This is a genomic window from Streptococcus oralis (genome assembly GCF_023110435.1).
GTDB lineage: Bacteria > Bacillota > Bacilli > Lactobacillales > Streptococcaceae > Streptococcus > Streptococcus oralis_CF.
Map to the genome: position 1 here is coordinate 85894 of NZ_JALDWB010000001.1, position 24488 is coordinate 110381.

The window sequence follows — 24488 nt, forward strand, 5'->3', positions numbered from 1 at the left end:
TCAAAGCCTAATTTTTTACAATTATACAGACAGTTTCTTTTCTGTTAAGATAGTTTCAACAACAAATTTTGGAGGACACATCATGTCAACTACAATCATCGGTTTCCCTCGTTTGGGTGAATTCCGCGAATTAAAATTTACAACTGAAAAATACTTTAGAAAAGAAATCTCAGCAGAAGAACTCCTTGCAGCAGCAAAAGAATTGCGTGCCAAACACTGGAACATTGTCAAAGAAAAAGGCATCACTGAAATCCCATCAAATGACTTTTCTCACTATGATAACTTCCTAGATGCTGCTTTCCTCTTCAACGTGGTGCCAGCTTCTGTTCAAAACTTGGACTTGTCTGACCTTGAGCGCTACTTTGCTTTGGCGCGTGGTTACCAAGGTGAAAAAGGGGATGTTCGTGCCCTTCCGATGAAGAAATGGTTCAACACCAACTACCACTACATCGTACCTAAATTTGAAAAAGACACTCAAGTCAAACTTGCAGGTCACAAGATCTTTGATGAGTTCCAAGAAGCAAAAGAACTTGGTCTCAACACTCGTCCAGTCCTTGTAGGACCATTCACTTTCCTTCAATTGTCAGACTTTGAAGAAGGTGTGAAAGCAGAAGACTTCGTAGATAGCTTTGTAGCTGCTTACCAAGAAGTTTTTGCTAAATTGGCTGAACTTGGTGCAACTCGTATCCAACTCGATGAAGCTGCTCTTGTAAAAGATTTGACAGCTGAAGAAAAAGCTCTCTTCTTGAACCTCTACAACAAACTTTTGGCTGATAAAAAAGGTCTTGAAGTATTGCTTCAAACTTACTTCGGTGATGTTCGTGACGTCTACGCTGACCTTGTAAACTTGCCAGTGGATGCTATCGGTCTTGACTTCGTTGAAGGTAAGAAAACTCTTGAACTTGTTAAAGGTGGCTTCCCAGCTGACAAGACTCTTTATGCAGGTATCGTCAATGGTAAGAACATCTGGCGTAACAACTACGAAAAGAGCTTGGCTGTTCTTGAGCAAATCCCAGCTGAAAACATTGTTTTGACAAGCTCATGCTCACTTCTTCATGTGCCATTTACAACTGCTAACGAAGAATTTGAACCAGCTATCTTGAACCACTTTGCCTTTGCGGTTGAAAAATTGGAAGAACTTCGTGACTTGGATGCTATCCGCAATGGTCAAGGTGAACAAGCTCTTGCAGCTAACAAAGAACTCTTTGCGACTGAACGTGTGGGTGAAAATGCAGAACTTCGTGCGCGTATCGCTGGATTGACAGACGCTGACTACACTCGTTTGCCAGCCTTTGCAGAACGTGAAGCCATCCAAGAAGAAGCTTTCAAACTTCCAGCTCTTCCAACAACAACCATCGGTTCATTCCCTCAAACTAAGGAAGTTCGTGCCAAACGTTTGGCCTTCCGTAAGGGTGAATTGTCACAAGAAGAATACGATGCCTTCCTTGCTGAAACGATCGACGAATGGATCAAATGGCAAGAAGAAGTTGGATTTGACGTGCTTGTACACGGTGAGTTTGAGCGTAATGACATGGTTGAGTACTTCGGTCAAAACTTGTCAGGTTACCTCTTCTCTAAGAATGGTTGGGTACAATCATACGGTATGCGTGGAGTGAAACCACCAATCATCTGGGGTGATGTCACTCGTCTTAACCCAATCACTGTTAAATGGTCTAGCTACGCACAAAGCCGTACTGACAAACCTGTTAAAGGTATGTTGACTGGACCTGTTACCATCCTTAACTGGTCATTCCCACGTGAAGACATCTCTATCAAGGATTCTACTCTTCAAATCGCTCTTGCTATTAAGGATGAAGTGCTCGACCTTGAAGCTGCAGGCGTGAAGATCATCCAAATCGACGAGGCTGCTCTTCGTGAGAAATTGCCACTCCGTCGTAGCGACTGGTACGAAGACTACCTTGACTGGGCTATTCCAGCCTTCCGCTTGGTACACTCAACAGTAGCGCCAGATACTCAAATCCACACTCACATGTGTTACTCAGAATTTACAGATATCATCCCAGCTATTGACAACATGGATGCGGACGTTATTTCCTTTGAAGCAAGCCGTTCAAACCTTGAAATCTTGGACGAACTCAAAGCGAAAAACTTCCAAACAGAAGTGGGACCTGGGGTTTACGATATCCACTCTCCTCGTGTGCCAAATGAAGGCGAAATCGACCACACAATCGAAGCTATCCTTGCTAAAGTACCAAGCAAGAAGGTTTGGATTAACCCTGACTGTGGTTTGAAAACACGTGGTATCCCAGAAACAAAAGAAAGCTTGATTCGCCTTGTCGAAGCAGCTAAGGCTGCGCGTGAGAAATTGTAAGATAAGATTTCTCTCTTGACCCTGACTGATCAAGGAATAGCTTGGCCCTAGCTGGCTCAGCAATAATGAAATCAAAAAGAAAAGGATAATGACTATGTCACGCCAAACGCCGTCACTTTCATTTGAAGTGTTCCCTCCAAACCCAGCTGTGGGTAATGATAAAATTATTTCAGCCTTGCAGGATATGCGGGAGCTGACACCGCACTTTATCAGTGTGACCGCCAGCAATAATAAATTTAATATCAAGGAAACAACGGTTCGTTTGGCTGACTTTATCCAGAATGATTTGGCGATTCCAACTATTGCCCACTTGCCAGCTATCTATCTGACTAAGGAGAAGGTTGCAGAGACACTTGCGGACTTGGATAAGGTTGGTGTGCGAAAAATCTTGGCTCTACGTGGGGACATCATTCCTGATGTGGAACCGCAAAAGGATTTCCGCTACGCAACGGACTTGATTGAGTTCATCAAGGAACAAGCGCCGCATTTTGATATTGTCGGAGCTTGCTATCCAGAGGGGCACCCTGACTCGCCAAACCAGATCTCAGATATTCAAAATCTCAAGAAAAAAGTGGATGCAGGTTGCTCAAGTCTCGTAACGCAACTTTTCTTTGATAATGAGCGTTTCTATGATTTCCAAGATAAGTGTACCTTGGCAGGTATTGATGTTCCCATTCATGCGGGAATCATGCCTATTCTTAACCGTAACCAAGCGCTTCGTCTCTTGAAAACGTGTGAGAATATCCACCTTCCACGTAAATTTAAGGCCATCTTAGACAAGTATGAGCATGACCCTGAGTCGCTCAGAGCAGCAGGACTTGCCTATGCAGTGGATCAGATCGTGGACTTGGTCACTCAGGATGTCGCAGGTGTGCATTTGTATACCATGAACAATGCTGAAACAGCCAAATACATCCACCAAGCAACCCATGCCTTGTTTAATCATCAGTCTTTAGGGTAATAAAAAGCAAACCATTCTTCTCAAGCGAGGGGGATGGTTCCTTTTTAATAGAAAAGCCCGCACTTTTTAAGAAAAATATGATAAAATAGACTCTGTACGTACTTGATACAAAGATGAGGGTATAAAAAGATTTTTAGCAATTTAAATCTAACAAAAATAGACAGATGCTAGAGAATATTATTCTTAGATATTTCAAAGTATCTAGATAGTTGAACACGGGCTAAATCCCTAGTGAAAAAGATAGATTTCCCAGTGTGCATCGCACACTGCGTCAATTTATGCTATCATGAGTAATTGAATCCGGCCGAAAAGCTGTGTAAAAAAGATAAACTGTCTTGTCTTCATCGAAGACTTCGTCAGTTTCATATTTTTACTTTGCTTTTGACGTCCTTAGTATCTTGATCTTTGTAGGCAAGACGTATAATATAATTAATCCAAAGGGGATTTTAATGACAAAACAAGTATTTCAAACGACTTTTGCGGGTCGTGAGTTGGTTGTAGAGACTGGCCAGGTTGCTAAGCAAGCAAATGGCTCAGTTGTCGTGCGTTACGGTGAGTCAACCGTCTTGACTGCGGCCGTTATGTCTAAGAAAATGGCAACAGGGGATTTCTTCCCACTTCAAGTCAACTACGAAGAAAAAATGTATGCGGCTGGGAAGTTTCCTGGTGGCTTTATGAAACGTGAAGGACGCCCTTCAACAGATGCGACTTTGACAGCGCGTTTGATTGACCGTCCAATCCGTCCTATGTTTGCGGAAGGTTTCCGTAATGAAGTACAAGTTATCAACACCGTGCTTTCTTATGATGAAAATGCCTCTGCTCCAATGGCAGCTATGTTTGGTTCATCCTTGGCATTGTCTATCTCAGATATTCCATTTGACGGCCCAATCGCTGGGGTACAAGTTGGCTATGTCGACGGTGAAATCATCATCAACCCAAGTCAAGAACAAGCAGAGCGTTCGCTTCTTGAATTGACAGTAGCTGGAACCAAGCACGCTATCAACATGGTTGAGTCTGGTGCCAAAGAATTATCAGAAGAAATCATGTTGGAAGCCCTTCTTAAAGGGCATGAAGCAGTCAAAGAATTGATTGCCTTCCAAGAAGAAATCGTTGCGGCAGTCGGTAAGGAAAAAGCGGAAGTAGAATTGCTTCATGTAGATGCTGAATTGCAAGCTGAAATCATCGCAGCCTACAACAGCGAACTCCAAAAAGCGGTTCAAGTAGAAGAAAAATTGGCTCGTGAAGCTGCGACTCAAGCAGTGAAAGATCAAGTGACAGCCGTTTACCAAGAAAAATATGCAGACCATGAAGAATTTGAACGAATCATGCGTGATGTGGCTGAAATCTTGGAACAAATGGAACACGCTGAAGTGCGCCGTTTGATCACAGAAGACAAGGTGCGTCCTGACGGACGTAAGGTCGATGAAATCCGTCCTTTGGATGCGGTTGTTGACTTCCTTCCTCGTGTGCACGGTTCTGGTCTTTTCACTCGTGGACAAACTCAGGCTCTTTCAGTTTTGACCTTGGCTCCGATGGGAGAAACACAAATCATCGATGGTTTGGATCCAGAGTACAAGAAACGCTTTATGCACCACTACAACTTCCCTCAATACTCTGTAGGGGAAACGGGTCGTTACGGTGCACCAGGTCGTCGTGAAATCGGTCACGGTGCTCTTGGTGAGCGTGCCCTTGCTCAAGTCTTGCCAAGCTTGGAAGAATTCCCATACGCTATCCGTCTGGTTGCAGAAGTCTTGGAATCAAACGGTTCTTCATCTCAGGCTTCTATCTGTGCGGGAACGCTTGCCCTTATGGCTGGTGGTGTGCCAATCAAGGCGCCAGTAGCTGGTATTGCCATGGGTCTCATCTCAGATGGAAATAACTACACTGTATTGACAGATATCCAAGGTTTGGAAGACCACTTTGGAGATATGGACTTTAAGGTTGCAGGTACTCGTGACGGGATTACAGCCCTTCAAATGGATATCAAGATCCAAGGGATTACTGCAGAAATCTTGACTGAGGCTCTTGCTCAAGCTAAGAAAGCCCGTTTTGAAATCCTTGATGTCATTGAAGCAACCATTCCAGAAGTTCGTCCAGAATTGGCTCCAACTGCTCCGAAAATTGATACCATCAAGATCGATGTGGACAAGATCAAGATTGTTATCGGTAAGGGTGGAGAAACGATTGACAAGATTATCGCTGAAACAGGTGTTAAGATTGATATCGACGAAGAAGGAAATGTGTCTATCTACTCTAGCGACCAAGATGCCATTAACCGAACCAAAGAAATCATCGCTGGCTTGGTTCGTGAAGCCAAAGTGGATGAAGTTTACCATGCTAAGGTTGTTCGTATCGAGAAATTCGGTGCTTTTGTCAATCTCTTTGATAAGACAGATGCACTTGTGCACATTTCTGAAATGGCTTGGACTCGTACCAACCGTGTCGAGGACTTGGTAGCTATCGGTGATGAAGTCGATGTTAAGGTTATCAAGATTGATGAAAAAGGCCGTATCGATGCCTCTATGAAAGCTCTTCTTCCTCGTCCACCAAAACCTGAGCATGATGAAAAAAGTGAAAAGTCTGAGCGTCCTCACCGCCCACGTCATCATAAGGATCACAAACCTAAGAAAGAATTTACAGAAACACCAAAAGACTCAGAATAAGAAAGGAGAAATGTATGGGATGGTGGCGCGAAACCATTGATATCGTAAAAGAAAATGATCCAGCGGCGCGCACCACTTTGGAGGTTCTATTGACCTATCCAGGTGTTAAGGCCTTGGCTGCCCACCGTCTCTCGCATTTTCTCTGGAAGCATGGCTTTAAACTCTTGGCTCGGATGCACAGTCAGTTTTGGCGCTTCTGGACTCAGATCGAGATCCATCCGGGTGCTCAGATAGAATCAGGTGTCTTTATCGACCATGGCTCTGGCTTGGTGATTGGAGAGACAGCGATTGTTGAAAAAGGCGTTCTTCTCTATCACGGAGTGACTCTTGGTGGGACAGGGAAGGATGTTGGCAAACGCCATCCGACTGTGCGTAAAGGAGCTCTCATATCGGCCCATGCCCAAGTCATCGGACCGGTAGAAATCGGCGAAAATGCTAAGGTCGGTGCTGCAGCAGTTGTTGTGGCAGATGTTCCTAGTGATGTGACAGTTGTCGGAATTCCTGCTAAAATTGTCCGAGTTCATGGACAGAAGGATGAGCCGACTATCCACGAAGTCGAAGAAAAACGAGAGTACTACGTTAATAAACTCGAACATGCTAGAGAAGCCAGCCACAGATCGTCAGGGTTGTAGAGAGTAGTAATGCCTTGGGTAGGAGGTTAGGCAAATGCTATTAGAAGAATTCGAAAATGTACCTGCTGTTATCGAACCAACTGATCGAAGTATTCGTGGTGGTGGAGAAATCTGTGACACGATTATTTTATCTTTTAATGGAGAAATCGTTGAACGAGTAAAGAAGTTTGAAGATGTTTATGAAGGTGGCTATCTAACCAATCTAAATGGCAGACTTCCATGGTATATCTATGAAAAAGATGGGAGTAAGGTAGCAGTTGCTATAGCTACGATTGGAGCCCCGATGGTTGTTGGACTCTTAGAAGAACTCAAAGCAAGAGGATTTAAGAACTTTATTGTTTTGGGTTCTTGCGGAGTTCTCGATCAGTCTATTCAGGCGGATAAAATTATCCTGCCTGCAGCTGCATTGCGAGATGAAGGAACTAGCTATCACTATGTCCCACCGGGTGACGAAGTAGCCTATGACGAGTCACTGCTGATCGAGCTGGAAGCCATCTTTGACAAGCACAATATCGAGCATATCCGCACCAAGTCTTGGACGACTGATGCCTTTTATCGAGAAACGCCTGATAAGGTCAAGCGTCGCTTGGCTGCTGGAGCCAAAGTGGTGGACATGGAAGCTTCAGCTATCATGGCTTGGAGTCAATTTCGCAAGAGTAAAGTCTATCAGTTCTTCTACACAGCTGACTATGTGGATCATCATAACCGAACCTGGGATGCCCGCCATGAAGAGCGGACAGCTGATGCCATGACTTTTTTCGCTATCGCTTTGACAATAGCAAAGGAACTAGAAAGGTAACTACAAGAATGGCAGTATATTTTTACGGCTGTATCACCATGGATGGCTACTTGGCAGACAGCCAGCACAGAATAGACTGGCTGCATCAGCTTGGTTCTGTAGAGGATACAGGCTATGAAGACTTTTACAGGCAAATGGATATCACCATCATGGGCAAGCGTACCTTTGAGGAAATCCAAGATTTGCAAGATGTAGAAAGTTTTTATCAAGCTACGGAAAACTATGTCTTTACGCATGATAGGCACCTGCCTGTCAGCAATTACCAGCCAGTAGCTGGGGATGTGGTGGACTTTGTTCACCAGATTGACAAAGGCAAAAATGTCTTTGTGATTGGTGGTAATTCCTTGGTAGGACCGCTCTTAGATGCGGATCTTTTCGACCACCTCATTATTCAGATAGCGCCTCTTATCCTAGGAAAGGGGGTTCCCCTCTTTACCCAAGAGGAAGGGCAGCGCTTTTACCAACTGGATAGCCTCAGACAATTTGGCCCTTTTGCAGAGCTGGTTTTCAGCCGAAAAAGTCAGAAATAGAGAAGGGAGTGGACCGCATGATTAAAATTTACGACACCATGACCCGCAGCCTACGTGAATTTGTGCCCATTGAAGAGGGCAAGGTTCGCATGTATGTCTGCGGTCCGACGGTTTATAACTATATCCATGTCGGCAATGCCCGCTCAACAGTAGCTTTTGACACGGTTCGTCGCTATTTTGAGTATCGGGGATTTGAGGTCAACTATATTTCCAATTTTACAGATGTAGATGATAAGATTATCAATCGCGCCAAGGAAGAAGGCATCACACCTCAGGAGGTCGCGGACAAGTACATCGCCGCCTTTCGTGAGGATGTGACGGCCTTGGGCGTGAAACCTGCGACTCGCCATCCACGAGTAGTCGAGTTTATGGCTGACATTCTCCGCTTTGTGGAAGACTTGATTGAAAAAGGCTTTGCCTACGAGAGTCAAGGGGATGTTTACTTCCGTGTGGAAAAATCCCACAACTATGCTAAATTGGCTAATAAAACCTTGGAAGATTTGGAGCTGGGTGCTTCTGGTCGGACAGATGAGGAGACCGCCCGTAAGGAAAATCCAGTGGACTTTGCTCTCTGGAAGGCAGCTAAGCCAGGTGAGATTTCCTGGGACAGCCCTTGGGGAGCAGGCCGTCCGGGCTGGCATATCGAGTGTTCGGTTATGTCAACAGAGATTCTAGGCGATACCATTGATATCCACGGTGGTGGAGCTGACCTAGAGTTTCCTCATCATACCAACGAAATTGCCCAGTCTGAAGCTAAAACAGGTAAGACTTTTGCCAACTACTGGATGCACAATGGTTTTGTCAATATCGACAATGTCAAGATGTCCAAGTCTTTAGGGAACTTTATCACAGTTCATGATGCTCTCAAGACCATTGATGGTCAAGTCCTTCGTTTCTTCTTTGCCACTCAGCATTATCGCAAGCCCATCAACTTTACGGAAAAAGCTGTTCGCGATGCAGAGACTAATCTCAAGTATCTGAAGAATACTTATGAGCAACCATTTACTGAAAATGTGGATGCTCAAGAGTTACAAGACTTTAAAGATAAGTTTGTAGCGGCTATGGATGAGGACTTTAACTCTGCCAATGGTATTACAGTTGTCTTTGAAATGGCCAAGTGGATCAACTCAGGCAACTATGATGCAAGTGTTAAAGAAACTCTAGCGGCTATGTTGGAAGTCTTCGGAATTGTCTTTGTCGAGGAAGTTTTGGATGAAGAGATTGAGGCCTTGATCCAAAAACGTCAAGAAGCGCGTGCTAATCGTGACTTTGCGACAGCAGACCAAATCCGTGACCAATTGGCGGCTCAAGGAATTAAGCTTCTTGACACTAAGGATGGAGTGAGGTGGACACGTGATTGATGTCAATCTCATTAATGGGATTGCGCTGGCTTTTGAGGGAGATGCAGTTTACTCCATGTATATTCGTCGTCATCTCATCCTCAAAGGTATGACCAAGCCCAATAAACTCCACCAAGAGGCTACCAAGTATGTCTCGGCCAAGTCTCAGGCTCGTTTGATTTCACTGATGTTGGAGGAGCAAGTCCTGATGGAAAAAGAAGAAGAAATCTATAAACGTGGGCGCAATACCAATAGCCACACAAAGGCTAAAAATGCTGATGTGGTGACCTATCGCATGTCTACAGGTTTTGAAGCGGTCATGGGCTATCTCCATCTGACTGAAAATACGGAGCGTCTAGAGACCTTGATTTCGTGGTGCATCCGAAAAGTGGAGGAGTAGAAATGCTTGCAAAAGAACTACTAGACTGGTTTCCTGAAGCTCGGATTTCAGACCAACCAGTAGAGAAAGAAGGCTATCTCACGCTCCCTTTAGCTTCTCAGCAGTGGATTTTGCTGGAGGAAGATGGGCTCAGTGAGCGTGAAAAGCAGTTGATTTCGCTTTTGACCCAGCAGGAGCAGGCTCGTTCGCTCAATCCTTGGTATTCTTTTCTGATTGAGGGCAAGGGACAGGCACCGAAAACTTTTAAAAAGATTCAGTTGGTTTATTGCCATCTTTCCTATTTTCAGCAGGAGAATCTAGCGTCTTGGCTGGATATGATGCAGACCCTCTTCCCTAACTGCCAGACAGTGTTGCAGGTCGGAGTTCAGGACTATGTTTTTGTTCTCCAGCAAGATAAATACAGCTCAGTTCGCTCAATCTTATCCGATACGATTGAGGCAGTGGAGTACGACTTTGGTCTTCGTCTATCTATCATGTTGGGGCAGGTTTGGTCTCAGACTGGATATCAGGCTCTGTCAGATTTAATCCAAGCGGAGCGGGACTTGTTTAAGACTTGGTGGCGTCAAGGTCATCAAGGTGTTCATACATTTTCACAACTCTATCTGTGGAGTATGGGAGAAAGACTAGTGGACCTGAAGGTAATCAAGGAATGCCTGCACCAGATAATCTTGGATCAGGATCAGATTCAGGAAATCATTCTCTCTCTCTGGGAAAACAGTGCTGTTCTGACTAAAACAGCCCAGCAACTCTATTTGCACCGCAACTCTCTCCAATACAAGATTGATAAGTGGGAAGAATTGACAGGGCTACAGTTGAAGGAATTGACGGATCTCACCCTTTGTTATCAGTTGATTTTACCAGATATTCTTTAAAGTTTTGTGCAAGTTGCACAGAACTTTTTTATTTTTTTGGTCACCTTGCCATAGAAATGTAAAGCGTTTTCATCTATAATAAAACTATCAAAAGACAAAAGGAGTTCACCTCGATGGTAGAATTAAATCTTAAAAATATTTACAAAAAATATCCAAACAGCGAACACTACTCAGTTGAAGACTTCAACTTGGACATCAAAGACAAAGAATTTATCGTTTTCGTAGGTCCTTCAGGATGTGGTAAATCAACAACTCTTCGTATGATTGCTGGTCTTGAAGACATCACAGAAGGTACTGCATCTATCGATGGTGTGGTTGTCAACGACGTGGCTCCAAAAGACCGTGACATCGCCATGGTATTCCAAAACTACGCTCTTTACCCACACATGACTGTTTATGACAACATGGCTTTCGGTTTGAAATTGCGTAAATACAGCAAGGAAGACATTGACAAACGTGTTCAAGAAGCAGCAGCAATCCTTGGTTTGAAAGAGTTCTTGGATCGTAAACCAGCTGACCTTTCCGGTGGTCAACGTCAACGTGTTGCCATGGGTCGTGCGATCGTCCGTGATGCAAAAGTGTTCTTGATGGACGAGCCTTTGTCAAACTTGGATGCCAAACTTCGTGTATCTATGCGTGCTGAAATTGCGAAGATTCACCGTCGTATCGGTGCTACAACTATCTACGTAACCCACGACCAAACAGAAGCGATGACACTTGCAGACCGTATCGTTATCATGTCAGCAACTAAGAACCCAGCTGGCACAGGTACTATCGGACGTGTAGAACAAATCGGTACACCTCAAGAAGTTTACAAAAACCCAGTTAACAAGTTCGTAGCAGGATTTATCGGAAGCCCAGCTATGAACTTCATCAATGTGAAATTAGAAGGCAATGAAATTGTTTCAGACGGTTTCCGCTTGAAAGTGCCAGAAGGTGCTTTGAAAGTTCTTCGTGAAAAAGGCTACGAGGGAAAAGAATTGATCTTCGGTATTCGTCCAGAAGACGTGAATGCAGAGCCTGCTTTCCTTGAAACATTCCCAGAATCAGTTGTCAAAGCTACTATCTCAGTATCAGAATTGCTTGGTTCAGAATCTCACCTTTACTGCCAAGTTGGTAAAGACGAATTTGTTGCCAAAGTGGATGCTCGTGACTACTTGCAAACAGGTGCAACAGTTGAACTCGGATTTGACTTGAACAAAGCACACTTCTTTGACGTAGAAACTGAGAAAACAGTTTACTAAGATAAATAAAATAACAAAGCACTGCAGAGTCTCTCTTGCAGTGTTTTTTCTTTTAATTGCTTAGGCTAGGCATGAAAACAGGCTTTTCTAGTTTTAATATTCTTAAAAAAGTGATAAAATGGTAGGAAGAATTGGAGAGAATAGATGCCGAAAGAAGTGAATTTGACGGGCGATGAGGTTGTCGCTTTAACGCAAAAATATTTATCGAAAGAAGATGTTGCTTTTGTACATAAAGCCTTGGTTTACGCAGTTGAATGCCATAGTGGTCAATACCGTAAATCTGGCGAGCCCTATATTATTCATCCCATTCAGGTGGCAGGGATTTTAGCCAAGCTTAAGCTAGATGCCGTGACAGTTGCCTGTGGTTTTTTGCATGACGTGGTTGAGGATACGGATGCGACACTGGATGATTTAGAGCAAGAGTTTGGTCATGATGTTCGCATTATTGTTGATGGGGTGACTAAGCTTGGTAAGGTCGAGTACAAATCAATCGAGGAGCAATTAGCGGAAAATCACCGTAAGATGCTCATGGCCATGTCTGAGGATATCCGTGTTATCTTGGTCAAACTATCTGACCGCTTGCATAACATGAGAACGCTTAACCACCTACGAAAAGACAAGCAAGAGCGTATCTCCAGAGAAACCATGGAAATCTATGCACCGCTTGCTCATCGTCTGGGTATTTCCAGCGTCAAGTGGGAGTTAGAAGACCTGTCCTTCCGCTATCTCAATCCAACTGAGTTTTACAAGATCACTCACATGATGAAGGAAAAACGCAGAGAGCGTGAGGCTTTGGTCGATGAAGTAGTAACCAAGTTAGAGGACTACACTTCCGAACGCAATCTAAAAGGGAAAATCTACGGCCGTCCCAAGCATATCTACTCTATCTATCGCAAGATGCAGGATAAGAAGAAACGCTTTGAGGAGATTTATGACCTGATTGCTATTCGCTGTATCCTAGAGACTCATAGCGATGTCTATGCCATGCTTGGCTATGTACATGAACTTTGGAAACCGATGCCAGGGCGTTTTAAAGATTATATTGCCAACAGGAAGGCCAATGGTTACCAGTCTATCCATACGACTGTCTATGGACCAAAAGGGCCGATTGAATTCCAGATTCGTACCAAAGAAATGCACGAAGTGGCTGAGTACGGGGTAGCAGCTCACTGGGCCTATAAGAAAGGCATTAAAGGTCAGGTCAACAGCAAAGAGTCTGCGATTGGTATGAACTGGATCAAGGAAATGATGGAATTACAGGACCAGGCTGACGATGCCAAGGAATTTGTCGAGTCCGTTAAGGAAGAGTATCTGGCGGAGGAGATTTACGTCTTTACTCCAGATGGTGCAGTTCGTTCACTTCCGAAAGATTCAGGCCCGATCGACTTTGCCTATGAAATCCATACCAAAGTCGGTGAAAAAGCGACTGGTGCCAAGGTCAATGGCCGTATGGTTCCGCTGACAACCAAGCTCAAAACTGGGGATCAGGTCGAAATTGTAACCAACCCCAATTCTTTTGGCCCGAGTCGTGACTGGCTCAACATGGTTAAGACCAGCAAGGCGCGCAACAAGATTCGTCAGTTCTTTAAAAACCAAGACAAGGAATTGTCTGTTAATAAGGGACGCGAACTGCTGATTAATCAGCTCCAAGAGAATGGCTATGTGGCTAATAAGTATATGGACAAGCGGCACATGGACCAAGTCCTTCAAAAGACCAGCTACAAGACAGAAGACTCCCTCTTTGCTGCTATTGGTTTTGGAGAAATCAGTGCTACTACCGTCTTTAACCGTCTGACTGAAAAGGAACGCCGTGAGGAGGAACGTGCCAAAGCTAGGGCAGAGGCTGATGAGTTAGTTAAGGGTGGTGAGGTTAAGGTTGAGAATAAGGAGAAGCTCAAGGTCAAGCATGAGGGCGGTGTGGTCATTGAAGGCGCCTCAGGTCTCCTAGTTCGGATTGCTAAGTGTTGTAATCCAGTGCCGGGTGACAACATTGTCGGCTACATCACCAAGGGGCGTGGTGTGGCTATTCACCGTGTGGACTGTATGAACCTTCGCGCCCAAGAAAACTACGAACAACGTCTCCTTGATGTGGAATGGGAAGATCAATTCTCAAGCAAGGAATATATTGCCCACATCGATATCTACGGCCTCAACCGTACAGGTCTCTTAAATGATGTTCTGCAAGTTCTTTCCAACACAGCTAAGAATATCTCAACCGTTAACGCCCAACCAACCAAGGATATGAAATTTGCTAATATCCATGTGTCCTTTGGAATCTCAAATCTCTCAACTCTAACGACAGTAGTTGATAAGATTAAAAGTGTGCCAGAAGTCTACTCTGTCAAACGGACCAACGGCTAAGATCTAGAAAGGATTTTTATGAAAATCGTCGTTCAACGAGTCAAGAAAGCTCAAGTGAGTATTGAAGGTCAGGTTCAGGGAAAAATCAATCAAGGGCTTTTATTGCTGGTTGGTGTAGGCCCAGGGGACCAAGAGGAGGATCTGGATTACGCAGTCCGAAAGCTTGTCAATATGCGGATTTTTTCAGATGCAGAAGGCAAGATGAATCTGTCTATTAAGGATATTGGGGGCGAAATCCTTTCTATTTCTCAGTTTACCCTCTTTGCAGATACTAAGAAGGGCAATCGTCCAGCCTTTACAGGTGCAGCTAAGCCGGATATGGCAGCTGACTTCTATGACGCTTTCAATCAAAAACTGGCTCAGGAAGTGCCCGTTCAGACAGGCATCTTTGGAGCGGATATGCAGGTGGAGCTGGTAAATGATGGACCAGTTACCATCATTCTTGATACTAAAAATAGATAAGAAAACCAAGCCCAGTTGGCTTGGTTTTTGTTTATAGACACTCCCAGAAGGCGATGTGTTTGTTGTAAAAGTCGGGATAGTTTTCTCTTAGGTGGCTAGCCGTTATATAGTATAAAGTAGAATGACAGGAAGTAAAGACTGGAGTAAGAGAGTAGAAATATTGAGGGTCAGTGATGGCTAAAAAGACAAATAATAGAAAGTCAATGGTGAGAACCCCTAAATAGTAGAAGCGAATCTTTTTACTAATCTGAGGATAAATCTCAGCGAATTGATTTTTGAGTCGGTTGACCAAGCGAAATAGCAGTAATCCCTGAGCAAGGATGAAAATAAAGCCAGAGAGTAGCATCCACTCTACAGAGGGATCGGTTTTGGAGATAAAAATTGCTAGTAGTAGCAAATCACTGAGTGCAATGGTTGCAAAATGGATTCTAAAGAGCTTTTTCATAAGATGACCTCCCTCTTTTCTCTAACTTCATTCTACACCAAAAGAATGGGACTTACAACTAAAATAATAAAAAATCCCTGAAAGAAGTTTCTTTCAGGAATAAGGGGTTAGTTGATTTTTTCGACATAGAGTTGTTTGGCGATATCGATACCAACTTGGAGGTCTTCATCCTTGTTGACCAGTGTAAAAGTATTGGAAAAATTATCAAACTGCTTAACTTGGAGTTGGTCACCAATATGAATCTCATGCTTTTCTAAGTATTTGAGTAGATCAAAGCTATCATGAACCCGAGTCAGGAGATAGGTTCCAGCCTCTTTGGTATCTGCTAGAGGTAGGTTGTTGATCTCAACTAAGAGTTCTCCTTTAACAGGAATAGTTCCACCGTGGGGACAGGTTTGAGGGAAGCCAAGCAGTTTATCCAATCTCTCCACAAAGAGGTCAGAGACAGTGTGTTCTAGAACCTCAGCTTCCTCATGGATTTGATCGCTGGTATAGTCGAGATGGTGAACTAGAAAGACTTCAATCAACCGATGCTTGCGATAGAGCTCAGAGACCAGTTCGAGGCCGATATCTGTCAATAGATAGCCGTTCTCCTTGTCCTTGAGAATGAGATTTTCACTTTTCATGCGTTTGATCATCTCTGTTACGGCAGGTGGAGAGACCTGCATACGGGCAGCAATTTCTTTATTGGTGATTTTTTGCATTTCCGTACCGATTTCATAAATACATTTTAGGTAGTCTTCTTTATTTGGCGTCATTCGTTCCCTCTTGTCTTTTCTCTCCATCTAGTATATCAAAAAAAGCTAGATTTCTCTAGCCTTCTGCCGTAATGGCCTTGATTTTAGTCCAGTTCTTTCACTGCAGCAATAGCAGCTTCAAAGTCTGGTTCCGTGTTAATGTTGTCAACGTATTCCACATAACGGATGACATTGTCAGCATCGAGAATAAAGACGGCACGCGCAAGGAGATGCCATTCGTTGATCAAGAGGGCATAATCGCGCCCGAAAGAATGGTCAAAGTAGTCTGAAAGCATGATGGCATTGTCAAGGCCTTCAGCCCCGCACCAGCGTCCTTGGGCAAATGGTAGGTCCATAGAAACGGTAAGAACGACGGTATTATCAAGGTTGGCAAGTTCTTGGTTGAATCGACGTGTTTGCGTTGAGCAGATACCAGTATCGATAGAAGGGACAACACTCAAGACTTTTTTCTTTCCATCAAAGTCAGCTAGTGTTTTTTTAGAGAGATCGGTTGTCGTGAGAGAAAAGTCAAGTGCCTTGTCTCCGACTTGCAGTTGTTTACCTGTAAAGGTTACAGGATTTCCGAGAAAAGTGGTCATGAAACTACTCCATTCTTTTTTCTTTTATTTTACCGAGAATTGTCAGATTTTTCCAATGATTTGACTGGAAATTAAAAGATAAAAAAACGCCTGTTCATGTGAGAACGACGTTTTTTAATGAATTATTTTGACAAACCTTCAGCAATCTTGTCAAGGTTGTATTTCATCATGTTGTAGTAGCTGTCACCTTCTTTACCTTCTTCAGCGATTGAGTCAGTAAAGATTTGTGCGTAGATTGGGATATTTGTGTCTTGTGAAACAGTCTTCATTGGACGGTCATCGACACTTGATTCAACAAAGAGTGATGGAACTTTTGTTTGGCGAAGCTTTTCAACCAAGGTCTTGATTTGTTCAGGTGTTCCTTCTTCTTCTGTGTTGATTTCCCAGATGTAGGCACTTGGGACACCGTAGGCTTTAGAGAAGTATTTGAAGCATCCTTCGCTGGTTACGATGAGTTTCTTCTCAGCAGGGATATTGTTAAATTTCTCTTTGGCTTCCTTGTCCAGTTTGTCTAGTTTTTCAGTATAGTCTTTGAGATTTTTTTCATAGAATTCCTTGTTGCTAGGATCTTTTGCAATCAACTGTTTAGCGATGTTCTTTGCATAAATCATCCCATTTTCAAGGTTGAGCCAAGCGTGTGGATCTTCTTTGCCTTTTTCATTTTGACCTTCGAGGTAGATGATGTCTACACCGTCACTAACTGCAAAGTAGTCCTTGTTTTCAGTTTTCTTGGCATTTTCGACCAATTTGGTAAACCAAGCATTGCCACCAGTTTCAAGATTGATTCCGTTATAGAAAATCAAGTCAGCTTGAGAAGTTTTCTTTACGTCTTCAGGAAGTGGTTCGTACTCGTGTGGGTCTTGACCAACAGGAACGATACTGTGAAGATCAATCTTGTCACCAGCGATATTCTTTGTAATATCAGCGATGATAGAGTTAGTTGCTACAACCTTTAGTTTTTGGTTTGTAGATGCTGTATCTTTTTTCCCGCTAGCACAGGCAGCTAATCCAATGATAGAAAGAAAAAGAACAAGCAAAGTACCTAATTTTTTCATTAGATTCCTCCAGAAGGGTTTCCCCGTTATTTAATGATTTTTTTGTTTTTCAGTTTCAAGTATCGTTGCTTAGGAGAGATAAAGAAACTGATTAGAAAGAAGCTGGCGGATGTGAGCACGATGCTGGATCCCGCTGCGAGATTGAAACTATAGCCGATAAAGAGTCCTACAACAGAAGCCAGAGCTCCTAGGCCTGATGAAAGGAAAATCATGCTCTTTAGGCTATTAGCATAAAGGTAAGCCGTCGCAGCTGGGGTGATCAACATGGCCACGATAAGAATAGTTCCAACACTTTGCATGGCGGTGACGGACACAAGGGTCAAGAGCACCATGAGCAGATAGTGGTAGAAATTGACGGGCATTCCCATGGCTTTAGCCAAAAGCTCGTCAAAGGATGTAATCAGTAGTTGTTTAAAGAAAATCCCAATAATCAAGAGAATCAATGCCCCCACACCAATGGTAATCCACATGTCCGTATCTTGGACAGCGAGGATATTCCCAAAAAGGATATGGAAGAGATCCGTCGAACTCTTGGCAACACTAATCAAGATGACACCTAAGGCTAAGAAAGATGAAAAGGTAATACCAATGGCAGTGTCACTCTTGATGATAGAGTTACCCTTGATGTAGGTAATGATGATGGAAGCCATCAAACCAAAGATGATTGCTCCAATAAAGAAATCAATTCCCAGGATAAAGGAAAGGGCTACGCCAGGCAAAACTGCGTGAGAGATGGCATCTCCCATGAGAGACATTCCACGCAGGATGATAAAACATCCCACAGCTCCAGCAACGACTCCAATGACAATAGCTGTGATCAAGGCGTTTTGTAGGAAATGGAAATTTTGCAATCCATTGATAAATTCTGCTATCATAGGTCACCTCCATTGAAAAAGAGTTTGCTACCGTAGGCCTTTTTGAGATTGGCCTCGGTAAAGGTTTCTTCAGTCGAACCAAGGTCAATTAATTCTCGATTGAGAAGTAAAACTTGGTCGAAATAATGGGGGACTTTGCTGAGGTCATGATGAACGATGAGAACTGTTTTACCAGCTTTTTTAAGGTCTCTCAGCGTATTCATGATAATCTCTTCACTAACCGAGTCAATCCCGACAAATGGCTCATCTAGAAAGATGTAGTCAGCTTCCTGCACTAAGCAACGGGCAATCAAAACACGTTGGAATTGTCCTCCTGAGAGCTGGCTGATTTGGCGATCAGCATAGTCTGAAAGTCCAACGATTTCAAGTGCATCTGCCACTTTTTTCCAGTGGCTGGCTTTTAAGGTGTGAAAGAGCGGTATGGATGGATAGAGTCCTAGAGAAACACATTCCTTGACCTTGATAGGGAAATTGTAGTCGATATGGATTTTTTGTTCGACATAGGCAACTCGATTTAAAGATTTCTTGACTTCTTTGTCGTCGAGAAAGGCCTGACCCTCATGTGGGATAATTCCCAACATACCTTTTAATAAAGTAGATTTTCCAGCACCATTTGGACCAATAATTCCGGTAATAGTTGGTCCGTGGAGCACTAGTGAAATATCCTTTAGTGCCAACGTTTCTTTGTAGGAGACACTGAGGTGTTCAATACGTATCATAACAAATTCCTCCCTCCTGTATTTAATATACATTAAAAAAAAAATTAAGTCAAGTTAATTTTTAAAAAATTTAATAAAATAACAATAAAATGAAAGATACAAGAAATTTATTTTTGATTGCATTCCCTAGATTTTTTTGCTAAGCTAGGAATAAGTGAAAATATGAAAGCGAGAACAAGATGACACGTTATCAAGACGATTTTTATGACGCTATTAATGGCGAATGGGAAAAAACAGCTGTCATTCCAGCTGATAAATCTCGAACAGGTGGTTTTATTGACCTTGACGAGGAAATTGAAGATTTGATGCTAGCGACTACGGACAAGTGGTTGGCAGGTGAGGATGTCCCAGAGGATGCTATCCTCGCAAACTTTGTTAAGTACCATCGCATGGTACGTAATTTTGACAAGAGAGAAGCAGATGGGATCAAGCCTGTCCTTCCTCTACTCAAGGAATATCAAGATTTGGAGAGTTTTGCAGATTTTACCAGCAAACTGGCAGAGTTTGAACTAGCTGGTAAGCCAAATTTTCTTCCTTTTGGTGTTTCACCAGACTTTATGGATGCCAGAACCAATGTTCTCTGGGCTAGTGCACCAGGAACAATCTTGCCAGATACAACCTACTATGCTGAAGACCATCCTCAGCGTGAGGAACTCTTGACTCTTTGGAAGGAAAGTACTGCGAATCTTCTCAAAGCCTATGATTTTTCAGATGAGGAAATCGAAGACTTACTAGAGAAACGATTGGAATTGGACCGTCGCATTGCGGCTGTGGTGCTTTCTAACGAAGAAAGTTCAGAATATGCCAAACTCTACCATCCATACGCTTATGAAGATTTCAAGAAATTTGTCCCTGCCCTACCTTTGGATGATTTCTTCCAAGCAGTTCTTGGACAAACTCCAGATAAGGTTATCGTAGATGAGGAACGTTTCTGGCAAGCAGCAGATCAATTCTATAGTGAAGAAGCGTGGCCTCTACTCAAAGCAACCTTGATTTTAGCTGTGGTAAATCTTTCAACAAGCTACCTCACAGATGAGATTCGTGTCCTGTCAGGTGCCTATGGTCGTGCCCTTTCAGGTGTTCCAGAAGCTCAGGGCAAGGTCAAGGCGGCTTATCACTTGGCCCAAGGTCCTTTTAAGCAGGCTCTGGGTCTCTGGTATGCGCATGAAAAATTCTCCCCAGAAGCTAAGGCAGACGTAGAGAAAAAAGTAGCGACTATGATTGACGTTTATAAGGAACGCTTGGCCAAGAACGACTGGCTCACGCCTGAAACACGAGATAAGGCCATTGTCAAACTCAATGTCATCAAGCCTTATATCGGTTATCCAGAGGAATTGCCGGAGCGCTACAAGGACAAGGTAGTGGACGAAACTGCCAGTCTCTTTGAGAATGCCCTAGCCTTTGCGCGTGTGGAAATCAAGCACAGCTGGAGCAAGTGGAACCAACCAGTTGACTACAAGGAGTGGGGAATGCCAGCTCACATGGTTAATGCCTACTACAATCCTCAGAAAAACTTGATTGTCTTCCCAGCGGCTATTTTACAGGCTCCATTCTATGATTTGCATCAGTCGTCTTCGGCTAACTACGGTGGTATTGGTGCTGTTATTGCCCATGAGATTTCTCATGCCTTTGACACAAATGGTGCTTCCTTTGATGAAAATGGTAGTCTCAAGAATTGGTGGACAGAGAGTGACTATGCCGCCTTTAAAGAAAAAACGCAGAAAGTTATCGACCAATTTGATGGCCAAGAATCTTACGGCGCAAGGATCAACGGAAAACTAACCGTATCAGAAAACGTTGCCGACTTGGGAGGAATTGCTGCAGCCCTTGAAGCTGCCAAGAGAGAACCAGACTTCTCTGCTGAAGAATTCTTCCACAACTTTGCTCGTATCTGGCGTATGAAAGGCCGTCCGGAGCTGATGAAACTCATGGCCAGTGTCGATGTCCACGCGCCAGCTAAGCTCCGTGTCAATGTTCAAGTACCAAACTTCGATGACTTCTTTACAACTTATGATGTCAAAGAAGGTGACGGTATGTGGCGTTCACCAGAGGACCGTGTGATTATTTGGTAAGACAAAAACCAAGGATAGCATCCTTGGTTTTTTTGCTTACTAGAAAAAGGGATTAAAAGTCTTTTCGTGAGCGATAGTCGTAGCTGGACCATGGCCGGGGTAGACGTCGTAGTTAGGAAGAGTGAAGAGTTGAGTCTGAATGCTATGGAGGAGTTGTTCCATACTACCAGTAGGGAGGTCGGTCCGTCCGATGGTTTCGCGGAAAAGAGCATCTCCAGTCAAGACTAGATGGGCATCAGGAAAGACTAGGGAAACACCACCGATAGAGTGGCCTGGGGTTGGTAGGGCAGTAAAACGGAATTCTTCAAGCTGGTATTCTTCATGAAAAACAAAGGTGTGCTCAGCAGGTTTTGAGACCACATCTTCCATGTCATCATGTCGAGGGAGACCAGAGAGATTATCTACAGGTGTATAAAGCCAAGATGCTTCACTCTCTGCTACATAAACTGTGGGATTTCCAAAAGTCTCACGCACCAAGTCCAGACTCATAATATGGTCGTAGTGGGTGTGGGTCAGGAGAATCGCGCAGACGGGTTTGTTGATTTTTTCGATGGTCTTGCGAATGGCTTCCCAATGGCTACCAGGATCAACCACAATCAGGTGATGGTCTCCCTCTATGTAGTAGGTGTTTTCATAGGCAACAGGATTGACGGTTTTATGGATTTTCATAGGATTTCCTCTCTCAAAGAATGTACTGATATCAGTATAACACAGAAGAGAAGTCTTAGGGTATTAGAAGGTCTTTTTCTACCTTAACGATTTTTCCAAGCTTGGTAGCGGGTGTCGATCAAGAGTTGGGTTAGTCGTCCCATGATTTCTCTTTCATCAGGAGTGAGGGATTGAGCTTGGATAAAGAGATGGTGAATGTGTTCAATGACCTTGAAGGAAGAAAGATCGTTGATAGAGGAGATGCCTGCATCGAGAATGATTCCAAAAAAGAGGTCAAAGTAGAGCTGCAGTTCAGTATCAGGGACCGTCTCAACCCATTCCTTGAAGGTTGTATCGACTTGCTGGCTGTCACTATTGGTCTCGTCCAGTTGGACAAAGTGTTTGTCTTCAACCTGCCAACTAAAGGTGTCGTGCTGAGCAAGGCCACCTAAGGCGGTGCTGTGAACGACGATTTTTTTATCCGGAATTTCTAGCATCATCCCGATGATAGACCCTTGTGGGACAAATACTTTCGTTCCTTCCATCATGTTTTGATATCCAGCTGTTTCGGTTAGTTCCTTGTGAAGTCCAGGCGCATCAAAAGTATAGACAGCGACAATGTTTTTTTGTAAGAGTGGATCGAGTTGACTGGCAGCATAGACGGCTAGATTGCCCCCTTTTGAGTGTCCTGCCAGAATAACTTTTTGGTTAGGATGTTGAGCAAAAAAGTCCTGTAAATACTGAAGGGCGTGTTTTTGAGCTGGGATTTCCGTCATATAGGTCATATGGAAATCTTCTTTCCAACCAATGATACTATCATCCGTCCCACGAAAAACAAGCACATAGGTATCGAGACTGATACGATAAGTCATGGCTGCAAACTGTTTTTGCAATTCAGGGTCAATATCATTGATAAAATCTGAGAGCTTGCAATTTTTAAAACGTTTGTGTTGAGCGAGTTGATCCAATAACTGGAGGCGGTTTTTGCTAGTCAACATCGTCGTTTCTCTAGGGATTTGAGGTGCAAGATCTATGAGGCGCTGGGGTTCTTGGGTGACTACACCATCAAAAGTAAGGTAGGTTAATTCGGTCAAGGCAAGAACATCTAACTCGTTCACGGGGAGGTCATAAAAGGAATCGTATGCTACATCATTCAAGTAGTCAAAAATATTGGCCATAAAAGCTCCTTTCTCTATGTTTATCCTATCACATTTACCTAGAATTAGCTAGTAGGCTTGTTTGGATGACCTAGCAGGGATTGATTCAGATATATAGAAGACAGGCTGCTCCTATTTCAAACCTCTAAACGAGCTTACTTGTATATTTTTGCTATCAATCCCATTTTCCTTTAAAAAATTCTTCATCTCATTTACATCATCAGGCTGACCTGTGATGAGATAGCTGGCTTGATTGCCGTATTCATCAATAGCACGTTTTAAAAATACTTGACTTTGAGAAAGTTCATTGCTAGTTTTATAAGTAAAATTCGATGTTTTCTGAGCTAGTTCCTTCATTTCTTTATCAAAAATAGTCACTCCTTTGTCAAAATGATTGAGTACAATCGGGCATTTACCAGCACATTCTTTGATAAGGGGGCGTAGAGCAGAAATACCAACATCAGATGCAAAGCAAACTAGTGGCTTATTCGTATCTTTAATAGTCAAAGAGGAATCCAGCCAACTCATCTCAATCTCACTGCCAGCCGGTAAATGTGTCAAGGTGTTCTTAAAGTTGCTACCACTATTATGAGTCAAAATGAGAATTTCATCTTCATCAGGTGTGGAGGCAATGGTTAGCCATCGACTGGTTTGCTCTCCCTTAGCTTCATATTTACTAGCAGTAGACGAGGTATCAGGGAGTGTAAACTTAGCATAAGCCCCAGCTTTCCAGATTTGATGACTCGGTTTTGTGATATGAATTAAATATAGATCTCCGCTGGGATTTTCGATGGATTTTATCGATAATGTCTGGCTTCGTCCAAGATAAGCGATGGCACCCCAAGTTATAAAACATAGCGCTCCAAGTGTTGATAGAATGATAATAAACATTTTTTTACCTCTTTTCATTTTTTATGACTCCTGTTCTTAATTTTATGAATGAACTATAAAATAATTCATTCATATCTTTTCAAAAAATAAAGAAATCCATTCTTTATTTTAGAACTCCTTTAATGAAGTTGGTTGCAAGTATTTCAACAGTTTTGCCAATATCTGGAAAATCTTTTTCCGTGATATGCATATCCATGTAGTAAAACAGATTATAAACCTGTAAAATATCTTGAATCTTTTCTGGCGAATACCCTTCACCTTGCATACGATTTGTAAAAGTTTTAACTAGAAACTGATGAAATGGATTTGCGACTTTGCCTTCCTCCGAGGAATAGTAGCTGTGTAACTCATCTGCTATGGCAGGATTGTACCATTCTGCAAGGATCTTATTGGAAGAAACGAGAGTTCTGGACTGAGCAAAGAGTTGACCAATGAGGTCGGTCATGTCAATTTCCCAATCTAGTTCTTCGATCATAGCTTGGCGAACACGGTTGTTTTCATCTATATAGATGTCTAGAAAAATGGCTTCTTTACTTTCGTAATAGTTATAAAAAGAGCCAACTGCCACCCCAGCTTGCCTAGCAATTTCTGAAATTCCTGTCGCCTTGTAACCTTTTTTCGAAAAAACTTCATAGGCCGCTGTCTTTAAAGCTTGTTTTTTGTCCAATCTGATTTAACCTCCTTTATTTAATGA

Annotated in this window: 23 protein-coding genes; 13 read left to right on the top strand and 10 right to left on the bottom strand. The window is 43.1% G+C overall.

Annotation, left to right across the window (positions count from 1 at the left end):
* Positions 1–82 precede the first annotated feature (82 nt).
* The 12 genes from metE to dtd all read left to right on the top strand — a co-directional run bounded on the left by metE (position 83) and on the right by dtd (position 14596).
* Positions 83–2332 (top strand): 5-methyltetrahydropteroyltriglutamate--homocysteine S-methyltransferase, encoded by a 2250-nt coding sequence (gene metE, locus M1F97_RS00430; protein WP_125398937.1) that lies wholly within the window; start codon positions 83–85, stop codon positions 2330–2332.
* Between the two features lie 94 nt (positions 2333–2426).
* A complete protein-coding gene (gene metF, locus M1F97_RS00435) occupies positions 2427–3293 on the top strand; it encodes a methylenetetrahydrofolate reductase [NAD(P)H] (RefSeq protein WP_049479138.1) in 867 nt (288 codons plus the stop codon).
* A gap of 449 nt (positions 3294–3742) precedes the next feature.
* Positions 3743–5956, top strand: coding sequence for a polyribonucleotide nucleotidyltransferase (pnp, locus tag M1F97_RS00440; RefSeq protein ID WP_247943839.1), 2214 nt, complete (start codon positions 3743–3745; stop codon positions 5954–5956).
* A gap of 14 nt (positions 5957–5970) precedes the next feature.
* Positions 5971–6588: a serine O-acetyltransferase gene (gene cysE, locus M1F97_RS00445; RefSeq protein ID WP_247943840.1), complete on the top strand. Its 618-nt coding sequence runs from the start codon at positions 5971–5973 to the stop codon at positions 6586–6588.
* 34 nt (positions 6589–6622) lie between these two features.
* On the top strand, positions 6623–7387 hold the full coding sequence (locus tag M1F97_RS00450; protein ID WP_247943841.1) for a nucleoside phosphorylase: 765 nt from the start codon (positions 6623–6625) through the stop codon (positions 7385–7387).
* A gap of 8 nt (positions 7388–7395) precedes the next feature.
* The gene (locus M1F97_RS00455; protein WP_247943842.1) at positions 7396–7917 is read left to right on the top strand and encodes a dihydrofolate reductase family protein; all 522 of its coding nucleotides are present in this window, start codon (positions 7396–7398) and stop codon (positions 7915–7917) included.
* A 17-nt stretch (positions 7918–7934) separates the two neighbouring features.
* Positions 7935–9278, top strand: a complete 1344-nt coding sequence (cysS, locus tag M1F97_RS00460) for a cysteine--tRNA ligase (protein WP_247943843.1) — start codon at positions 7935–7937, stop codon at positions 9276–9278.
* Positions 9271–9657 (top strand): Mini-ribonuclease 3, encoded by a 387-nt coding sequence (locus M1F97_RS00465; protein ID WP_247943844.1) that lies wholly within the window; start codon positions 9271–9273, stop codon positions 9655–9657. Before cysS ends, M1F97_RS00465 begins: the two co-directional genes overlap by 8 nt.
* 2 nt (positions 9658–9659) lie before the next feature.
* Positions 9660–10529 carry a helix-turn-helix domain-containing protein gene (locus tag M1F97_RS00470; RefSeq protein ID WP_247943845.1) on the top strand — a complete coding sequence of 290 codons (870 nt, stop codon included), beginning with the start codon at positions 9660–9662 and terminating at the stop codon, positions 10527–10529.
* A 113-nt stretch (positions 10530–10642) separates the two neighbouring features.
* Positions 10643–11773, top strand: coding sequence for an ABC transporter ATP-binding protein (locus M1F97_RS00475; RefSeq protein ID WP_000229937.1), 1131 nt, complete (start codon positions 10643–10645; stop codon positions 11771–11773).
* 144 nt (positions 11774–11917) lie between these two features.
* Positions 11918–14134, top strand: coding sequence for a RelA/SpoT family protein (locus M1F97_RS00480; protein WP_247943846.1), 2217 nt, complete (start codon positions 11918–11920; stop codon positions 14132–14134).
* Positions 14135–14152: 18 nt separating this feature from the next.
* Positions 14153–14596, top strand: coding sequence for a D-aminoacyl-tRNA deacylase (gene dtd / locus M1F97_RS00485; RefSeq protein ID WP_000707052.1), 444 nt, complete (start codon positions 14153–14155; stop codon positions 14594–14596).
* Positions 14597–14627: 31 nt separating this feature from the next.
* Here dtd and M1F97_RS00490 read toward each other — a convergent pair whose 3' ends face one another.
* The 6 genes from M1F97_RS00490 to M1F97_RS00515 all read right to left on the bottom strand — a co-directional run bounded on the left by M1F97_RS00490 (position 14628) and on the right by M1F97_RS00515 (position 19026).
* Complete coding sequence (locus M1F97_RS00490) at positions 14628–15041, bottom strand: hypothetical protein (RefSeq protein ID WP_247943847.1); 414 nt, start codon at positions 15039–15041, stop codon at positions 14628–14630.
* Positions 15042–15148: 107 nt separating this feature from the next.
* The gene (locus M1F97_RS00495) at positions 15149–15799 is read right to left on the bottom strand and encodes a metal-dependent transcriptional regulator (RefSeq protein WP_125416334.1); all 651 of its coding nucleotides are present in this window, start codon (positions 15797–15799) and stop codon (positions 15149–15151) included.
* Between the two features lie 83 nt (positions 15800–15882).
* Positions 15883–16377 (bottom strand): thiol peroxidase, encoded by a 495-nt coding sequence (gene tpx / locus M1F97_RS00500; protein WP_125416332.1) that lies wholly within the window; start codon positions 16375–16377, stop codon positions 15883–15885.
* A gap of 122 nt (positions 16378–16499) precedes the next feature.
* Positions 16500–17432 (bottom strand): metal ABC transporter substrate-binding protein, encoded by a 933-nt coding sequence (locus M1F97_RS00505; protein ID WP_084973118.1) that lies wholly within the window; start codon positions 17430–17432, stop codon positions 16500–16502.
* 26 nt (positions 17433–17458) lie between these two features.
* Positions 17459–18307 (bottom strand): metal ABC transporter permease, encoded by an 849-nt coding sequence (locus M1F97_RS00510; protein WP_033605977.1) that lies wholly within the window; start codon positions 18305–18307, stop codon positions 17459–17461.
* The gene (locus M1F97_RS00515; RefSeq protein WP_084975778.1) at positions 18304–19026 is read right to left on the bottom strand and encodes a metal ABC transporter ATP-binding protein; all 723 of its coding nucleotides are present in this window, start codon (positions 19024–19026) and stop codon (positions 18304–18306) included. Before M1F97_RS00515 ends, M1F97_RS00510 begins: the two co-directional genes overlap by 4 nt.
* Positions 19027–19205: 179 nt before the next feature.
* Between M1F97_RS00515 and M1F97_RS00520 the strand changes: the two genes are divergently transcribed.
* The gene (locus tag M1F97_RS00520) at positions 19206–21098 is read left to right on the top strand and encodes a M13 family metallopeptidase (protein ID WP_247943848.1); all 1893 of its coding nucleotides are present in this window, start codon (positions 19206–19208) and stop codon (positions 21096–21098) included.
* A 39-nt stretch (positions 21099–21137) separates the two neighbouring features.
* Here the strand turns inward: M1F97_RS00520 and M1F97_RS00525 are convergent, their stop codons facing one another.
* The 4 genes from M1F97_RS00525 to M1F97_RS00540 all read right to left on the bottom strand — a co-directional run bounded on the left by M1F97_RS00525 (position 21138) and on the right by M1F97_RS00540 (position 24467).
* The gene (locus tag M1F97_RS00525; RefSeq protein WP_247943849.1) at positions 21138–21767 is read right to left on the bottom strand and encodes an MBL fold metallo-hydrolase; all 630 of its coding nucleotides are present in this window, start codon (positions 21765–21767) and stop codon (positions 21138–21140) included.
* Positions 21768–21850: 83 nt separating this feature from the next.
* Entirely contained in the window at positions 21851–22924 is a 1074-nt protein-coding gene (locus tag M1F97_RS00530; RefSeq protein WP_247943850.1) for a DUF2974 domain-containing protein, read from the bottom strand.
* A 111-nt stretch (positions 22925–23035) separates the two neighbouring features.
* Complete coding sequence (locus M1F97_RS00535; protein WP_247943851.1) at positions 23036–23812, bottom strand: ferredoxin reductase; 777 nt, start codon at positions 23810–23812, stop codon at positions 23036–23038.
* Between the two features lie 85 nt (positions 23813–23897).
* Complete coding sequence (locus tag M1F97_RS00540) at positions 23898–24467, bottom strand: TetR/AcrR family transcriptional regulator (protein ID WP_125424725.1); 570 nt, start codon at positions 24465–24467, stop codon at positions 23898–23900.
* Positions 24468–24488: the final 21 nt, after the last annotated feature.

What these genes read in the sequence shown, in the direction of transcription:
- metE (WP_125398937.1), top strand. Translation starts at nt 83, where the DNA reads ATGTCAACTACAATCATCGGTTTCCCTCGTTTGGGTGAATTCCGCGAA.
- metF (WP_049479138.1), top strand. Translation starts at nt 2,427, where the DNA reads ATGTCACGCCAAACGCCGTCACTTTCATTTGAAGTGTTCCCTCCAAAC.
- pnp (WP_247943839.1), top strand. Translation starts at nt 3,743, where the DNA reads ATGACAAAACAAGTATTTCAAACGACTTTTGCGGGTCGTGAGTTGGTT.
- cysE (WP_247943840.1), top strand. Translation starts at nt 5,971, where the DNA reads ATGGGATGGTGGCGCGAAACCATTGATATCGTAAAAGAAAATGATCCA.
- M1F97_RS00450 (WP_247943841.1), top strand. Translation starts at nt 6,623, where the DNA reads ATGCTATTAGAAGAATTCGAAAATGTACCTGCTGTTATCGAACCAACT.
- M1F97_RS00455 (WP_247943842.1), top strand. Translation starts at nt 7,396, where the DNA reads ATGGCAGTATATTTTTACGGCTGTATCACCATGGATGGCTACTTGGCA.
- cysS (WP_247943843.1), top strand. Translation starts at nt 7,935, where the DNA reads ATGATTAAAATTTACGACACCATGACCCGCAGCCTACGTGAATTTGTG.
- M1F97_RS00470 (WP_247943845.1), top strand. Translation starts at nt 9,660, where the DNA reads ATGCTTGCAAAAGAACTACTAGACTGGTTTCCTGAAGCTCGGATTTCA.
- M1F97_RS00475 (WP_000229937.1), top strand. Translation starts at nt 10,643, where the DNA reads ATGGTAGAATTAAATCTTAAAAATATTTACAAAAAATATCCAAACAGC.
- M1F97_RS00480 (WP_247943846.1), top strand. Translation starts at nt 11,918, where the DNA reads ATGCCGAAAGAAGTGAATTTGACGGGCGATGAGGTTGTCGCTTTAACG.
- dtd (WP_000707052.1), top strand. Translation starts at nt 14,153, where the DNA reads ATGAAAATCGTCGTTCAACGAGTCAAGAAAGCTCAAGTGAGTATTGAA.
- M1F97_RS00490 (WP_247943847.1), bottom strand. Translation starts at nt 15,041, where the DNA reads ATGAAAAAGCTCTTTAGAATCCATTTTGCAACCATTGCACTCAGTGAT.
- M1F97_RS00495 (WP_125416334.1), bottom strand. Translation starts at nt 15,799, where the DNA reads ATGACGCCAAATAAAGAAGACTACCTAAAATGTATTTATGAAATCGGT.
- tpx (WP_125416332.1), bottom strand. Translation starts at nt 16,377, where the DNA reads ATGACCACTTTTCTCGGAAATCCTGTAACCTTTACAGGTAAACAACTG.
- M1F97_RS00505 (WP_084973118.1), bottom strand. Translation starts at nt 17,432, where the DNA reads ATGAAAAAATTAGGTACTTTGCTTGTTCTTTTTCTTTCTATCATTGGA.
- M1F97_RS00510 (WP_033605977.1), bottom strand. Translation starts at nt 18,307, where the DNA reads ATGATAGCAGAATTTATCAATGGATTGCAAAATTTCCATTTCCTACAA.
- M1F97_RS00515 (WP_084975778.1), bottom strand. Translation starts at nt 19,026, where the DNA reads ATGATACGTATTGAACACCTCAGTGTCTCCTACAAAGAAACGTTGGCA.
- M1F97_RS00520 (WP_247943848.1), top strand. Translation starts at nt 19,206, where the DNA reads ATGACACGTTATCAAGACGATTTTTATGACGCTATTAATGGCGAATGG.
- M1F97_RS00525 (WP_247943849.1), bottom strand. Translation starts at nt 21,767, where the DNA reads ATGAAAATCCATAAAACCGTCAATCCTGTTGCCTATGAAAACACCTAC.
- M1F97_RS00530 (WP_247943850.1), bottom strand. Translation starts at nt 22,924, where the DNA reads ATGGCCAATATTTTTGACTACTTGAATGATGTAGCATACGATTCCTTT.
- M1F97_RS00535 (WP_247943851.1), bottom strand. Translation starts at nt 23,812, where the DNA reads ATGAAAAGAGGTAAAAAAATGTTTATTATCATTCTATCAACACTTGGA.